Raw genomic sequence first — 12,923 nt, forward strand, 5'->3', positions numbered from 1 at the left:
AGGTCTGAAGGGGGAGGGGAAGGTCGGGGCCTCACGGCCCAGGCAGACCCAGGCCCGAGGGGCCTAGATCACGACCTGGTGGGGGTGGATGAGGATGTCGACGGTGTCCCCGGCGGTGGTCACGGCGTTCCGGGCGAAGCCGACGCACCAGACCTTCTCGCCGCCTGCTCCGGCGGCCACGACCATACGGCCCTGGTTGTCGGTGGCGACGCTGTCATTGATGTTGAGGGCGCCGCCGGCCACGGCGGGGGCCACACCCGCGGTCTGGATGGCGGCCTCACCAGCGGTCGCCAGGGTGTCGTCGACGAAGAGGCCGATGCACTTGACCTTCGCCACGGCGGGGATGGCGGCCACGCCCGTGGCGGGGTCCTCGTAGGCCGCCTTCATGGCGGTGATGTTGGTGGCGATGGGGGCGTTGAGGGTCAGTCCGTATTGGGACATGGATGAACTCCGGGAAAGGGTTGCGGAGAGGGGTCCCGGCTACCGGCCGGGGCGGGCAGAGAGGCGCCCGGCCTACTGGCCGTCGTTGTCGAGGTCCTGGGCAGCGCAGGCCACGGCGTCCGCGTGGGTCTTGCCGGCGGACTCGTACTTGTCCACCAGGGCCGCCATCTCCTTGGAGCGGTCACCCTTGGCCTTGGAGGCCAGCTCGACCGGAGGCTTGCCGGGGACCTTCAGGGGGGCCTTCAGCCCATGGGCCGCGCCTTCGGCCAGGACGGCCAGCAGCGCCTCGCGGGGCTTGGCACTCTTGCCGTCGGCCAGCTTCACCTCACCCTCGGCGGGCAGGGCGAGCAGCACGGGGGCCAGCACCTCGGCCTGGGCCGGGGTGAGCTTCGAGTCCTTCACCAGCTCGGCGAGGCTGAGCTTCACGGTGGCGTTGTCGTGCTCCAGGGTCTGGGCGGCCAGCCTGGCCTCCAGCTCGGCGGTCTTCTTGGTGGCTTCCGCGAGGGCGGTTTCGGTGACGGCGGCCTTGTCCAGGGCCGCCTGCTGTTCGGGGGTCAGCGCCATGGCTGCTCCTTGTGAGGCGGGCGGCTGAGGGCCGCCAGGGTTGGGGAGGGCTTCGTCGTCCAGGCCGAGGGCCAGGACAGGGACTTCGACCTCGCTGGCGTTTTCCGCCAACTGGAGGGGCCCGAGGTTCGGGCAGGCCGGGCTGTCGGTACCCAGCAGGGCGAGGGCCTTGAAGTTCCACTTCCCGGGCGTGGGATTGCTCGGGTGGGTGGGCGGCCACGCTTCGATGGACCGCATGAGGAACTCGCCGGACTTGACCTTGGCGCGCCCCAGATCATTGGGGGCCAGGGTAGCGAGCAGGGCCTTCCGGGGCTTGGTCTGCCCCGGCGGCGTGAACTCACCCAGGCGCAGGGCCTTCACCCAGCCGGCCGCCGGGCTCTCCTTGTCGGCATGGGTGATCTTGATGGGGGCGGGCTGGGCGGCGAAGTTGTAGGTCTCCACCAGCTCCCGCAGGACTGCCTCCGTGAAGGTGTGCCCGTTGAAGATCCCCGACGTGACCACCGGGACCTCCGGACCCGCCAGGCAGATCAGGGAAGCCCCAGGCATGGGCGCAAGGGCCTTTAGACCCCGCTTAAACCTTTCGAGGAGGGCATAGGCCCACCCGATCCAGGGGGAGATGCCCTTCGGGGCCTTGGAGGGGCCTTTCCGGCGAAATGGGTTCATCGGAGCCTCACACCCCGGCGCCAGGGGGCCGGGTCGGAAAGGACCTGAGGTCCCTGGGCCCGCGGCACGACGCCGCCCTGCGCGGGCACCAGGAGCACCTGGTCGTTGGGAAGGGGGAGCAGGTAGTTGAGCTGGAGGCCCAGCTGGCCTTCGGGGCCTTCCACGGGCGCCAGCCAGATCTCCGCCGGGGCCTGGAGGGCATCGAGCACGGCCTGGTTGGCGCCGGGGGCGGCGACCACGCGGCCCGTGGGATCCGTCACCATGCCTTCCATAGGGGCGACCCTCGGCGGCGTGGGCGCCGGAGCCATGGGGCTGGTGGCGGGGCGATCCAGCCAGGACCAGGCGGGGCTGCCTATGGGCAGGGGCTGCCAGGGCATGGCCTCCCGCGCCTGGCTGTCCAGGTAGCGGGCAAAGCTGGGGGCGCCCTTGCCGAAGCCGGCCTCGGGGGGCGTGTGCAGGCGCGGATCGGTGCTTTGGGTCACCTTGCGGTCGGCTTCCGCGGCCCGGATGCGGCAGCGGCAGCGGAAGCCCAGAGGTGGGGTGTGGGTGTCCCAGAAGGGATCGGTCTTGGGCCGGGTGACGCCATCGAGGATGCGGTGAGCAGGGCGCACCCGCTCATCTCCCGCCGTCACATAGGTCAGGTTCTGGACCAGGGGATTGGCCTGGAGGCCCGTCATCCGGCCGCCCATGTAGGCGCCATGGACCTGGGCATCGAAGGCCAGCCGCAGCCGATCCTCGGTGACGCCAAGGCCCGACAGTCGCGCCAGCCACGCGGCCTTCCACTCATCGAAGGGCGTCCCGGCGGCCAGGGCGTCGCCCATGGAGTCCTGGAGGTCCGTCAGCAGGTTCAGCTGGTCCACCCCAGCCACCCAGAAGGCCCGCGCCCGCAGTTCGGCATCCTTCAGACCTTCCACCTGGTCGAAGGTCAGGGGCAGCTTGCCCCGCAGCCAGGCCAGGGCCTGATCAGGCACCATGGCGTAGTCGATGGCGGGGCCGTCGGCCAGCTTGAGGGCCTGGGCTTCTTGGCCGGCCTCGAAGGCCCCCAGGTTCCGAGCCGCCTCCATGGCGGTGAAGAGCGCCTCCCCGGCACTGACCGGAAAGTCCCGGGCGACGGCCAGGGCTGCCGTCCAGGCATGGCCGAAGTCCTGGGCCTCCTGAAGGGCGGTGGCTACCAGTTGGGCCACCACGCCCTGGCGGCGGACATAGCCATCGGCCCACTGGGCCAGCATGGCGTCCGTGGGATCCAGGCCGGCATCCGCCAACTGAGCGGGATCGGGCTCGGGGGGGATTAGGGGAACCGCGGGCTTCCCAAGTGGCACCAGGTCCGCCACCGGGGCTTCGACCGGCTCCAGCTCGTCCTTGTCGTTCTGGGGCGCCGGGATGCCGAAGGTCTCCCGCAGCCAGACCACAGAAGGTTCCATCCCTTCTTTGCGAAGGGTGGTGACGGACGCCAGGCGATCCTTGAGGCTGGCCTTGACCTGCTTTTCCAGCCGGAAGAGCGGGGGCACCTCGTCGGGGCCCAGATTCAGGGTGACGATCCAGGGGATGAGTGTGCGGTTGAGGGTGGCTTCGATGCGGCGGGCGTCCGCGCTCTCCTGACGGTCGGACTGCTCCTGGTGGACACCACCCAGGGCCTGGGTGCCGTGGCGCCCCTCGCTGGTGGTGAGCGTGTTGCCCAGGATGCCCGTGGCGATCTCAGCGTTCGCAGCGTCCACCAGCTTCACGCCCATCTCGAACTTGCTGTCGAGCTTGATGGGCTCGCAGGTCATCCCTTCGGGGATCACCACGCCGGGGCTGTCCATGAGCCTTGCGGCGATCTGGATGTAGCGGTTCTGCTCCTCATCCTGAGTGCCGTCCGGGTAGCGGAACACCATGCGGTCGTGGGCGTAGCGCGGATAATCCCGGTAGGTGGCATAGGCGATGGCCACCTTGACCCGCACCCAGCGGGGGATGGTGCGGCCCCTGCCTAGGCCCCAGGGGTTGCGGAAGTGGCTGCCGTGCCGGTGCAGGATCAGCTTGCCGGGCTCGGCCACCTGGCCGCCCACCATGGGCTGGCGGTCGGGATCGAAGCTCAGGTGGATGGGCTCGAAACTCTCCAGGTCCACCGGCAGCAATTCGCCCTTCACCACGTCCCAGTGGACCTCCAGGGGCACCAGGCCGTAGTAGGCGGCCTTGGCCATTTCCTCGATGTCCTGCACCAGGTTCAGGCCCTTGAGGGCGCGGCGGACCAGGTCCATGGCCCGGGGCGACGTGCCCGGCTGGGGCACCAGGTCCCAGGGCAGATCGGCCACCACCTGGCAGCGCAGGTCCAGGCAGGCGGCGGCCTTGGGATCGCGCAGCGCGTCGTGCAGCTCGCGCCAGGTGCCGATGCCCTCGGTGCCCGTGTCCAGGTTGGGATTGAAGGTGCGGCCCAGGCCCAGCCAGGGGATCTGGTAGCCCGTGTCCCTCAGGACGCCCATCTGATTCGGAGCCTTCTTCTGGCCCTGGACAGGGGCACCCTGGCTGGCGGCGGAAGGACGGCGGCGGCGGGTCACAGGCGCACCTCGAAGGATTCACGGCTGGGCTTCAGGCCCAGGCCCGCGCCAGCGAAGGGCTTCTTCTTCCAGCGGCCCGCCACGGCGCCCTGGAGGGCATCCGGGCCGTCGTCGTTGGCGCCCTTGGGGAACTGGAGCAGCTGGGCCTGGAGCTTGCGGATGCCACTGGCCCCTCCCACCAGGCAGGGCTGGAGGTTGCCATTGCCCTTCGCCATGGGGCTGAGTTGGGGGAAGAGGATCCGGCCCGTCTCGATGTGCGGGGCCATGCTCTCGATGCGGGCGACCTTGTCCCCCTTGGGCTTCACCAGCGCGATGGGGACCAGAATCCCCTCCTCCGCCGAGAGCAGGCCCACGATCTCCGCCAGGGATTCCTGGTAGGCCACATCCTCGGATTGCACCTTGCCGGGGTAGGCCTCCCGCTGGGCGAGGATGGCCTTGCCGGTGAGGGTGGCGCCGATCCGCTTGATGACGGCATCCAGCACGTAGCAGATGCCGTTGGCGTAGCCCACCGTCACCAGGGCGGTGTAGTCACCCCGGCGCTTGCCCGTGGCGGGATCCACATGGGTGAGGATCTCCAGGCGCTCGGGCAGCCGGTCGTATTCCTGGAAAGCCTTGAAGGGCTTCTCATCATCGCCCTGGGCGCGGTTCTCCATCTCCTGGGCGAAGGACCCGGGATCCTCGGCATCCATGGTGGAGCGCAGCCAGCGCAGGTGGCCGGCAGGGAAGCGCTCAGGCCAGAGGGGCGTCTCCTGCTCGTCCCAGCAGCGCCAGATGGCCCCGCCGAACATGCGCAGGACCGAGCAGAGCAGGCTGTCTTCGTGCAGGATGGTGCCCCACACGGCCAGGGCGCCGCAGCTGGGGTCCAGCGCGGGCAGCACGGCCTTGATGAACCAGCGGCGGAGCTTCTTGCGGCGGTCGGGGTTCTCCACCGCCTCGTCGTTCTCCACGTCGTCTAGGATGATCAGGTCGGGACGGCGCCCCTGGAAGGTGCGACCGCGCAGGCGCTGGCCCGAGCCGAAGGCCTGGAGCCGGGCCAGCCGGAAGGCGGCCTTCTCTCCCGCGGGGCCCGCGGGCACCACCAGGTCTATGAGCCCCTCGGGGCCCTCGGTCTCGATCTGGCCGAAGTCGCAGCGGATGCGGGGACTTTCCTCCATCAGCGTGCGCACGGCCTCGATGAAGCCCTTGGCCTGGTCCTGGGTGTCGCTGACCACCTGCACGTAGCCCTTGCGGCCCGTGAGGATCACCCAGGCGCTGAAGGCCAGGGTGCCCCAGGTGCTCTTGGCGTGGCCGCGAGGCGCGGCGGTGGCCATGGCGTGGATCTCTGCCGCCTCCAGGGCGTCATCCGCCGCCAGCACCACCTCGCCGAAGGGGCCGGGATCGCGCACGGGCGCGGGCTTCCCGTCGCCCAGGGCCTGGCAGCCGGTGGCGATGGCGTCATGCAGGACACAGCCCTCGCCCTGGATCAGGTCGGGCAGGTAGTTCTTGCAGAATGTTTGGAATTTTGCCTGGGCGGCCTGGCGCCGGGCGCGGGCAGCCTGGGCCGTGCGGGCATCCGGAGGGAAGTCCTCCATCTCCCGCAGCCGGGCGATGAGCTGCTCCAGCTCCTCGGTCTTGCGGCGGGCCTTGGCGGCCGTGGCCTTGGGGATGTGGACGCGGGGGCCGGTCATCCGTTCCTCCGGCTCACGTCGTCCAGGAAGGCCTTCCAGGCTTCCAGCAGGCGCGGGGCCTCATTGGGGAACTCCCGCAGCACGAAGGCCTGGAAGTCCTCGCCCACCACCAGCGCGGCGTCGACCAGGCGGAAGCCCTGTTGCTTGGCGATGAGGGCCTTGAAGCGGTTGACGTTGGTCAGCAGGGCCAGCAGCGCCTCGGGCTCCAGCGTGGCGGCGGAGGTCTCCAGGCGGCCCAGCAGCTTGCGCAGGGCGCGGTCCTCCAACTCCTCCAAGGAGATCCCGTGGACCTCCACCCAGGTGGCGCGGGCTTCACGCCAGCCCAGATCGCGGATCCAGCTCTGCACCGTGCGGCTGGAGGCCCCGATCACCTTGGCCACCTGGTCCGCCGAGGCGCCCTCTTCCACGAAGAGCCGCCGGGCCTTGACCCGGTGCTCCTCGCCGAAGCGCGTGTTGCCGTGAACCGTCATCGGGTCACCAGGAAAAGCCAAGGACGAGGCCTTGGCGGTCAGGAAGTGCCCAGCCGCCCACGAACACACGGGGCGCCAGGTCGTAGGTGGTCACCAGGCCAAACTGCTTGCCCTCCCCGCGCTGGGGCGGGGCCCACAGCAGGCCGGTCCGCCAGGGATGGGGCTGGAGCATTGGCAGGCGCAGCTCCGTGCGGCGCTCCACCTGGCGGACACCGCCAAGGGAGACCGGGAGGCCCGCGCACTCGGCCCAGCCCGTGGACTCCGCCACGACCTGGTTCCCCTCCAGATGCAGGGCGGTGGCCACATGGAGGGTGGGTGAAGGACAGGGGCGATCCTGGGGCAGGTTCAACGTCCAGTCCGTCGTCCAGGCGGGCTGGGGCGCATTGGGGATGGGCGGGGCGGCCGGCTCACCCGGCTCAACCCGGGCGGTGATGACGGTCCGGGGCTGAGGCTTGGCGCCCTTCCCTTGCATCACCCGCACGTCCTGAGCGCTGTGGTCGGCCTCGGGCGCCTTGCGGTCGCCCCCCACCACCAGCACCCGGGGTGGCAGCACCTTGGCGTGCCGCAGGCCCAGGGTCAGACCCCCGAAGAAGCCCCCCAGGGCCGCCAGGGCCAGGAGCGCGAGCGCGGCCGTCAAGCGGTTCATGCGGCCCCCCGCGTGCTCATCTGGCGGAGCTGCGCCCGGAAGCGGCGGTTGCGGATCAGATAGCCCGTGGTCTCGGCGGCATGGGCCGGGCCGGTCACCCGGGGCAGGGCCCGCAGCCAGGCCTCCGAACCCACCAGGCCGAGGCCATCGGCCAGGCGCCGAGCCTTGCGGATGTTGCCCAGGCCCGCGTTGTAGGCGCCCAGGGCGGGATCGAGCTGGCCGCCGCAGCGGGCTTCCAGCCAGAGCATGTAGCGGTGCTGGGCCTGGATACTGGCGATGGGGTCGAAGGGATCGGCGCCGGGCGCCCATTCGGCCCAGGTGGCGGGCATGAACTGGGCGAGGCCCCGGGCACCCACGGGCGACACGGCGCGGGGGTTGAAGGCGCTCTCCGCCTGCACCTGGGCCGCCCGGTCGATCCAGCGGGGACCGGCCACGGCGCGGAAGGTGGGCTCGAAGGGCACCGCCGCATGGGCCGCGCAGGCCCCCGCGAGGATGGCCACGAAGCCCAGCAGCGTCAGGATCGCTATTCGCCAGCGGAGGGGCGTCACCTCAGCACCGCCGCCGCGAGGATGAACAGGCCCAGCAGCAGGGCGCCGAAGACCGCGCCCGCGCTAAGGGTCTTGCTGGCCTCGGTGTAGCCCGAGTCCTTCACGGTGTCCCAGTGGAAGAGCCGCTGACCCAGGGCGCTGCGGTCGAGCAGCTGGAACGCCAGCACGGCGAGCACCACGCTGGCGGCGGCCAGCCCCAGCGCCACCCAGGCCCGGAAGCTGATGGTGGTGGCCAGGATGGCGCCTTCCCAGCCCGGCTGGTCCGCGGCCACCGGCAGGGCCGCATGGTTCAAGCGGTAGGTGATGGCGCCGATGAGGGCCACCACCAGGGTGAGGACGGCCTTGATGACCTTGCCGCGCAGGGCGGCGGGGACCTTGAAGCCGGGGGCAGTGAAGATGAAGCGGAGGAGGGCGATCATTCGGGCGTCCTTCCATGGGCGGCACTGGGCGCAGCCTGGCCTGGGGTGGGGGCCGGGATCTGCTCCAGGTCCCGGAAGTGGCGGTACGCGGTGATGGCCCCGAAGAGCAGCGTCAGGGTCGTGGGCACGCCCACCAGCAGCGAGGCCCGCACGTTGCCCCGGAAGCGCTCCAAGGTGCTCACCCGGGTCAGCAGGCCTTCCTCGGGCACGGAGGGATGGCCGAAGATGGTGGTCTTCATGCTGTCCAGGTCCACCAGCAGGGCCGCCAGCGCCTGATCCCGGGGATCGGCACTGGCTTGCAGGTGGCGGACCAGGTGGTCATGGGGATGAGGGAGTGGCATGGCGCTCCTGGGCGGCAGCCCCGGCTCGGGAGGAAGCCGGGGCTGGGACCGAAGTCCGCACAACCGAAGGGGGGGACGGTCGCGCCGCGGTCAGCCCTACAAGTGGTTGCTCCGCTCCCGGTTCACCAACCCAAGAAGTGGAAGAAGTGGACATGGTTAAAACAGGTGTTTGCGCGCTTTGCGGCTCTTGGCCATCTTTAGGTTGGGGGCAATGGGATGAGGGCACACTTTCGCGAGGAGCAGTTGCAGGCCCACGCGCCGCGGCTGCCCTTCGATGCCCTGGTGGAGCTGCTGCCCGAAGACGACTGGATCAGCCCCAAGGAGGCCGCCGCCGCCGTGCGCATGACCCCCAACGCCTTCCGCGCCGCCTACTGCGCCCCCGAGGCCCCCCGCCTGCGCATCTGGCAGCGCAGGGGCCCCCACGGGGGCCGCCGCCTGCTGGTGAACCGCGAGGACGTGGCCCAGCTCATCCGCGAAGGGCTGCTCGTCCCAGCATGAAAAAGCCCCGCGGGTGCGGGGCTTCGGTGCTGGGGGCCAGGCTTGATACTGGCTGCTCGATCTCGGCCCCTACTTATCTGGGGTTCCTTCGGGCGGTGGGGTGTTTGGCCTCTTTAAGGATCGAGAACCGCGAAGCGTGTCCTTCCACGCCGCCCCAGCAGATGCTTGTAAAGATCAGGCAAAGTATCTCGCATTCGGGCGTTCCGGGTTAATCGGCATCCAGCCAACGATCTTGTCAGGCCCGTTGGTGAAGGTCTTCCAAACGGGGGCAAAGCCTGGCGGATAGGCCGGTGCGAACCATTCCCAGGCATCCCCATGCCATTGCACATGGTAGGTGAGGCCAGGCGGGCAGTTGATCTGGGCATGTTTCCGGCAAAATTCCTCGACCACAGCATTCCGCTCTTCCGACGCCGGGAATCGCATGCAATGAGTTGCCCAAGGATGCGACATTGCTTCAATCTCCCCCATGCTCTTTCCCTCTATCGGATGCTCGTCAAAAAGATTGGAAGGTCGTTTCGCTAAATCGATCCAGCCCGCCATTGATGTCCGCACTTTAAGCAGGTCAGAAGGACCTTTCGGCTTCCGTGGAACCCGCCCAGCAGGCCCAGGCCACCGGTGGCCACGCCAAGGGTCAAGCCTTTCACCCAGCCGTAGCCCTTTCGGTCAGAGGAGAACTGGGTCGACCAGCACTTGGGGCAGCAGACAGGCGCGTCACTGCTGCTGGAGGCCTGTGCCTTCGCCTTCTGCTTGGATGCCCGGACGACGCTGTAAAGGGCGAGTGCCGCAACGCTGAAGAAGATCAGTTGTGTCGATTCCATTCCCCCCCCTTGTGATTGGTGCCCCATCCTACCGCTTCGCCCAGCGACGCTGGGCTCCATTCACGCCCTTGACGTGCTCCATGAGGCCCTGGAGGGCTTCCATGGGCCAGGCCTCCAGGCGCTGAGGCGTGCCGTGGAGGTGGGGATGGTGAGTGCTGAGCCAGGCCACCACACGCTCCCGCACCCGCTGACGGCGGGCGGGCTCGGTGGCATCGAAGGCCCCCGCCGCCTCGGGCCGGTCCCACCCCGCCTCATAAGCCTCACGCAGGATGCGCCCGATGAGGCGGGTCTTGGGCTCGTCCTTGGGATCGGCGGGTCGCCGCACCTTCACGGCCTGCCCGCCGCGCAGGTGCTCCAGTGCCCGCAGCACCTGGCGGGCCCCGTCCTCGGACAAGTCCTTGCTGCTGCGCTTCCCCGCCACGTTCTCCAGGAAGTCCCGGTACACCTCATCCTCTGCCAGGCCGGGGATCTGCCCCCGCAGCGTGTGGATGATCTTGATCTGGAGCGGCGTGCTCATGGTGTCCGTCCGGGAATATTTAGGTTGGGTTTACAGATCACCAAACAGATATGAAACGGCTTACCTAGCGCACGGACGATTTAGGCGAACCAGCGCGGCGCAGCGCAGTTCGTCTAATACAAAGTTAGGCCGCTCGGCAGGCGTCGATGACAACCCGTGCCACGCGCATGACGTAGGCCATTTCCGCCTTCGTTGCCTTGATGTTCCAGGTGAGATTGCGGGCCACGTAATCGGCGTCACAACCGGAAACGAACTCGCGCACCGTCTTGCCCGACATTCCGCCCCAGTAGGTCGTCCAGGCGCGGTTGTAGCAGGTGACGATGAGGTAGCCCTGTCCGGGCGCTATGTCGTGGAAGATCACGCGCACCGGGTCAAGACGGTCGGCATCCGAAACGACGATCCCGTTCAGCTTTTCGATCAGTTCAAGTGCCACTTTTTCTCCTTCGATTTGTCCGTTGTTCGCGGCCTAACCAAGTCGCTCAGCGTCGGACCCCGGCTGCGCCGTGGCCGAGCTAGCTCCGAAGTTGGGCGCTATCGGAAGGCTGTGAACTCAAGGCATTCCTCGTTGTGTATGACCTTCACCAGCTCCAGGTATGCATCCGGGTGGTTCTCCTTCAATTCGCGGAACCAATTCCGAGCCACGCGCTCTCCGTCTTGATTCCAAGATTCGACCACCTCAAATCGGTTGGTCTTTACGGTTGAAACCCGCTGTCTGATTTCAAAGGTGGTTCCCATCGTTTGCTCCTACGCCCAACCAGGCGCTCAACCTTCACTCGCTTCGCTCGTCGGACCCGTCAGGCTGCGCCTGCCGGCCCGGGTTAGCTTTCCGTTAGGACTTCCGCTCCCTCGGCTGTTCGTCCAGATCGTCGTCCTTGGCCTTGTAGTAGCCGCCGACGACAATCTGCTCGTAGGTATAGCGGTCCACCCACCACGTAGCCCGCTCCCACTTCTTCCCGTTGAACTTCTTGATGTCCACGCTGTAGCTGTCGGGGTAGAAAAAGAACATCGGGACCATCGTGATAGTGGTAGTTTTCCCGCTGCTCACGGTCATGGGCATCAGGATCATCTGTGTGTGGGCCGGGTGAAATTCCTTGGTCGCCACCACGCCCTCTTTCAGCGCGGGCTCACAGGCCAGGGCCAGCATCAGGGCGCAGCATCCAAGCAACGTCCTAACCCAGCGCTCAACTCGGACCCCGCCTGCATTGCTCTCTGCCATGTCATCCTCCAGGCCCACGGCGGGGCCGGTTAGCTTCATTCGTTAGGCCGGGCCTTGGCCGAAATGCTCGAAGTAAAAGACGACGCGCTTGCATGTCCCTTCCACCTGCCCGAAGTCCTCAGCCAGGCGGAAACCTGCTGAGTCGCGCCGAACTCGATCTACCTGGGCTTCGATTTCCTTCCTGAACCCTTCGACCGAATGAACGGATTTCCAGAGGTTGCAGCGACGGCAGGATGGGAACTTATCCGTTTCCGCGTCCCGTTCCTTTGCCCCAAGCAAGCCCCGGAAGACGGGCTGAACATGATCGACATGGAACCCCTTCTTGGGGATCTCCTGGCCACAATAGGCGCACCGGCCCGCGAACCGTGCCCACACGGCGGCCCGGTCTAACCGTGCGCTCGACTCGGACCCTGCCTCGGGTGCGTTCTGCTTCGTCATGTCGGTTCCTTTCTCCGGCAGGGCCGGTCAGCTTGGGCTGTTGGGCGCTACTTGTCCCCTTCATCGGCCAAGTCGCTGCCCATCCAGGGGTCAGGGTCATCTTGCTTCTGCACTTGTCCCTGCTTGTTCCTGGGCCTGTAGACATCAGCGCCGGGGCAGGTGTTGCAGTCCTCGTGCCCGTGCCACTTGCTCTCTTTGTCGAAACATCGTCGGTCGCAACTCATCGCTTCCTTTCCGGGCATCGCGCCCAACCATCTCGCTCAACCCCGCTTCGCTCGGACCCGCGCAAGCGCGGCCCGTGTTAGCTCGGGGCGTTAGGCGCCTTCCAGCGCATCGTCTGCGAGCTTGTAAAGGAAGGTGTCGGTCCCCCTTGCATACTCGCGGATCTGTCGAAGAGCCTTCCGATGGCGATCCCTTTCCCGCTCCTGTATCAGGTTCATCTGCGCACGGAATAGGCCCGACTCTTCGGCAGTGATCTCCACCCGCTCCCCGCGCATGATTGCCTCGGTTTTTTCGGGAGACAGCAGCCCTAGGAAGGGGAGATCCCGCCTAACCACGGCGCTCAACTCGGACCCCGCCTTCCTTGATCTCTGCCATGTCATCCTCCTGGCCCACGGCGGGGCCGGTTAGCTGCATTCGTTGGGCGCTACTCCCCAAACCCAGGAAGCATCTTCTTCTTCTGCCCGATGGTGTAGACGATGGCCGCGGTCCAGATGATCACTTGAAGCGTCCAGAAGACACCCCATCCCCAGCTTGGGATCTTCAGTCGGTCGCACAGAAGCCACATCGCCACCGAGTGCCAGAGGGGCAGCCGATATGGTAGGCACTTGTCATCGATAACTGTCGGCATTTTCACTTTCTCTCTCCACGCGCTCAACCAAGCGCTCAACTCGGACCCGATAGCCGTTGTGGTCCGTGTAGTTTTGAAAGTCCGGCTCGGCTATCGGGCCGGTTAGCTGGGCGTTAGGCCGCATCGTCCTTGACGATTTGGGGTGAAAGCATTAACCTGAATTGCCCGGAGGAGCAGTACAGTGGCTCCACTGAGCGCGAACCCGGAGGCATCCGATCGTGCGAAGTGGGAACGCTGGCCCCGAGACGTTCACTACGGCCCAGCTGGTGGTTCAGCACTGGAGGGTTCGAGAT

Annotated in this window: 17 protein-coding genes; 1 reads left to right on the forward strand and 16 read right to left on the reverse strand. The window is 67.5% G+C overall.

Going from position 1 to position 12,923, the window contains the following annotated elements; translation table 11 throughout:
* Window positions 1–63 precede the first annotated feature (63 nt).
* From NOV74_RS08670 to NOV74_RS08710, 9 genes are all read right to left on the reverse strand, one after another.
* A complete protein-coding gene (locus NOV74_RS08670; RefSeq protein ID WP_257311120.1) occupies window positions 64–441 on the reverse strand; it encodes a hypothetical protein in 378 nt (125 codons plus the stop codon).
* Window positions 442–513: 72 nt separating this feature from the next.
* On the reverse strand, window positions 514–1,668 hold the full coding sequence (locus NOV74_RS08675; protein WP_257311123.1) for a hypothetical protein: 1,155 nt from the start codon (window positions 1,666–1,668) through the stop codon (window positions 514–516).
* Window positions 1,665–4,202 (reverse strand): phage portal protein family protein, encoded by a 2,538-nt coding sequence (locus tag NOV74_RS08680; protein WP_257311125.1) that lies wholly within the window; start codon window positions 4,200–4,202, stop codon window positions 1,665–1,667. The genes NOV74_RS08675 and NOV74_RS08680 overlap by 4 nt, the downstream gene beginning before the upstream one ends.
* The gene (terL, locus tag NOV74_RS08685) at window positions 4,199–5,869 is read right to left on the reverse strand and encodes a phage terminase large subunit (protein ID WP_257311126.1); all 1,671 of its coding nucleotides are present in this window, start codon (window positions 5,867–5,869) and stop codon (window positions 4,199–4,201) included. The genes NOV74_RS08680 and terL overlap by 4 nt, the downstream gene beginning before the upstream one ends.
* A complete protein-coding gene (locus NOV74_RS08690) occupies window positions 5,866–6,339 on the reverse strand; it encodes a hypothetical protein (protein WP_257311128.1) in 474 nt (157 codons plus the stop codon). Before NOV74_RS08690 ends, terL begins: the two co-directional genes overlap by 4 nt.
* A 4-nt stretch (window positions 6,340–6,343) precedes the next feature.
* Window positions 6,344–6,985, reverse strand: a complete 642-nt coding sequence (locus NOV74_RS08695; RefSeq protein ID WP_257311130.1) for a hypothetical protein — start codon at window positions 6,983–6,985, stop codon at window positions 6,344–6,346.
* Window positions 6,982–7,533: a transglycosylase SLT domain-containing protein gene (locus tag NOV74_RS08700; protein ID WP_257311132.1), complete on the reverse strand. Its 552-nt coding sequence runs from the start codon at window positions 7,531–7,533 to the stop codon at window positions 6,982–6,984. The genes NOV74_RS08695 and NOV74_RS08700 overlap by 4 nt, the downstream gene beginning before the upstream one ends.
* The gene (locus NOV74_RS08705) at window positions 7,530–7,952 is read right to left on the reverse strand and encodes a hypothetical protein (protein ID WP_257311135.1); all 423 of its coding nucleotides are present in this window, start codon (window positions 7,950–7,952) and stop codon (window positions 7,530–7,532) included. The genes NOV74_RS08700 and NOV74_RS08705 overlap by 4 nt, the downstream gene beginning before the upstream one ends.
* Window positions 7,949–8,293 (reverse strand): hypothetical protein, encoded by a 345-nt coding sequence (locus tag NOV74_RS08710; RefSeq protein ID WP_257311137.1) that lies wholly within the window; start codon window positions 8,291–8,293, stop codon window positions 7,949–7,951. Before NOV74_RS08710 ends, NOV74_RS08705 begins: the two co-directional genes overlap by 4 nt.
* Window positions 8,294–8,509: 216 nt before the next feature.
* Here NOV74_RS08710 and NOV74_RS08715 point away from each other — a divergent pair, with 216 nt between their 5' ends.
* Window positions 8,510–8,791: a hypothetical protein gene (locus NOV74_RS08715; protein ID WP_257311140.1), complete on the forward strand. Its 282-nt coding sequence runs from the start codon at window positions 8,510–8,512 to the stop codon at window positions 8,789–8,791.
* A 174-nt stretch (window positions 8,792–8,965) separates the two neighbouring features.
* Here NOV74_RS08715 and NOV74_RS08720 read toward each other — a convergent pair whose 3' ends face one another.
* The 7 genes from NOV74_RS08720 to NOV74_RS08750 all read right to left on the reverse strand — a co-directional run bounded on the left by NOV74_RS08720 (window position 8,966) and on the right by NOV74_RS08750 (window position 12,630).
* Window positions 8,966–9,331 (reverse strand): hypothetical protein, encoded by a 366-nt coding sequence (locus NOV74_RS08720; protein ID WP_257311141.1) that lies wholly within the window; start codon window positions 9,329–9,331, stop codon window positions 8,966–8,968.
* A 306-nt stretch (window positions 9,332–9,637) separates the two neighbouring features.
* Window positions 9,638–10,126 carry a phage protein GemA/Gp16 family protein gene (locus tag NOV74_RS08725; RefSeq protein WP_257311144.1) on the reverse strand — a complete coding sequence of 163 codons (489 nt, stop codon included), beginning with the start codon at window positions 10,124–10,126 and terminating at the stop codon, window positions 9,638–9,640.
* Window positions 10,127–10,250: 124 nt separating this feature from the next.
* Window positions 10,251–10,559 carry a phiTE_072 family protein gene (locus tag NOV74_RS08730; RefSeq protein WP_257311146.1) on the reverse strand — a complete coding sequence of 103 codons (309 nt, stop codon included), beginning with the start codon at window positions 10,557–10,559 and terminating at the stop codon, window positions 10,251–10,253.
* A gap of 396 nt (window positions 10,560–10,955) precedes the next feature.
* Entirely contained in the window at window positions 10,956–11,342 is a 387-nt protein-coding gene (locus NOV74_RS08735) for a hypothetical protein (RefSeq protein WP_257311149.1), read from the reverse strand.
* A 42-nt stretch (window positions 11,343–11,384) separates the two neighbouring features.
* Complete coding sequence (locus NOV74_RS08740) at window positions 11,385–11,780, reverse strand: HNH endonuclease (RefSeq protein ID WP_257311151.1); 396 nt, start codon at window positions 11,778–11,780, stop codon at window positions 11,385–11,387.
* 314 nt (window positions 11,781–12,094) lie between these two features.
* Window positions 12,095–12,382, reverse strand: a complete 288-nt coding sequence (locus NOV74_RS08745; protein ID WP_257311153.1) for a hypothetical protein — start codon at window positions 12,380–12,382, stop codon at window positions 12,095–12,097.
* A 44-nt stretch (window positions 12,383–12,426) separates the two neighbouring features.
* The gene (locus NOV74_RS08750; protein ID WP_257311155.1) at window positions 12,427–12,630 is read right to left on the reverse strand and encodes a hypothetical protein; all 204 of its coding nucleotides are present in this window, start codon (window positions 12,628–12,630) and stop codon (window positions 12,427–12,429) included.
* Between the last annotated feature and the right edge of the window lie 293 nt (window positions 12,631–12,923).

It is taken from the genome of Geothrix fuzhouensis, assembly GCF_024609325.1.
Lineage (GTDB): Bacteria > Acidobacteriota > Holophagae > Holophagales > Holophagaceae > Geothrix > Geothrix fuzhouensis.

Coding starts and splice junctions, on each gene's coding strand:
- NOV74_RS08670 (WP_257311120.1), bottom strand. CDS start 441: ATGTCCCAATACGGACTGACCCTCAACGCCCCCATCGCCACCAACATC.
- NOV74_RS08675 (WP_257311123.1), bottom strand. CDS start 1,668: ATGAACCCATTTCGCCGGAAAGGCCCCTCCAAGGCCCCGAAGGGCATC.
- terL (WP_257311126.1), bottom strand. CDS start 5,869: ATGACCGGCCCCCGCGTCCACATCCCCAAGGCCACGGCCGCCAAGGCC.
- NOV74_RS08690 (WP_257311128.1), bottom strand. CDS start 6,339: ATGACGGTTCACGGCAACACGCGCTTCGGCGAGGAGCACCGGGTCAAG.
- NOV74_RS08695 (WP_257311130.1), bottom strand. CDS start 6,985: ATGAACCGCTTGACGGCCGCGCTCGCGCTCCTGGCCCTGGCGGCCCTG.
- NOV74_RS08705 (WP_257311135.1), bottom strand. CDS start 7,952: ATGATCGCCCTCCTCCGCTTCATCTTCACTGCCCCCGGCTTCAAGGTC.
- NOV74_RS08710 (WP_257311137.1), bottom strand. CDS start 8,293: ATGCCACTCCCTCATCCCCATGACCACCTGGTCCGCCACCTGCAAGCC.
- NOV74_RS08715 (WP_257311140.1), top strand. CDS start 8,510: ATGAGGGCACACTTTCGCGAGGAGCAGTTGCAGGCCCACGCGCCGCGG.
- NOV74_RS08720 (WP_257311141.1), bottom strand. CDS start 9,331: ATGGCGGGCTGGATCGATTTAGCGAAACGACCTTCCAATCTTTTTGAC.
- NOV74_RS08725 (WP_257311144.1), bottom strand. CDS start 10,126: ATGAGCACGCCGCTCCAGATCAAGATCATCCACACGCTGCGGGGGCAG.
- NOV74_RS08735 (WP_257311149.1), bottom strand. CDS start 11,342: ATGGCAGAGAGCAATGCAGGCGGGGTCCGAGTTGAGCGCTGGGTTAGG.
- NOV74_RS08740 (WP_257311151.1), bottom strand. CDS start 11,780: ATGACGAAGCAGAACGCACCCGAGGCAGGGTCCGAGTCGAGCGCACGG.
- NOV74_RS08745 (WP_257311153.1), bottom strand. CDS start 12,382: ATGACATGGCAGAGATCAAGGAAGGCGGGGTCCGAGTTGAGCGCCGTG.
- NOV74_RS08750 (WP_257311155.1), bottom strand. CDS start 12,630: ATGCCGACAGTTATCGATGACAAGTGCCTACCATATCGGCTGCCCCTC.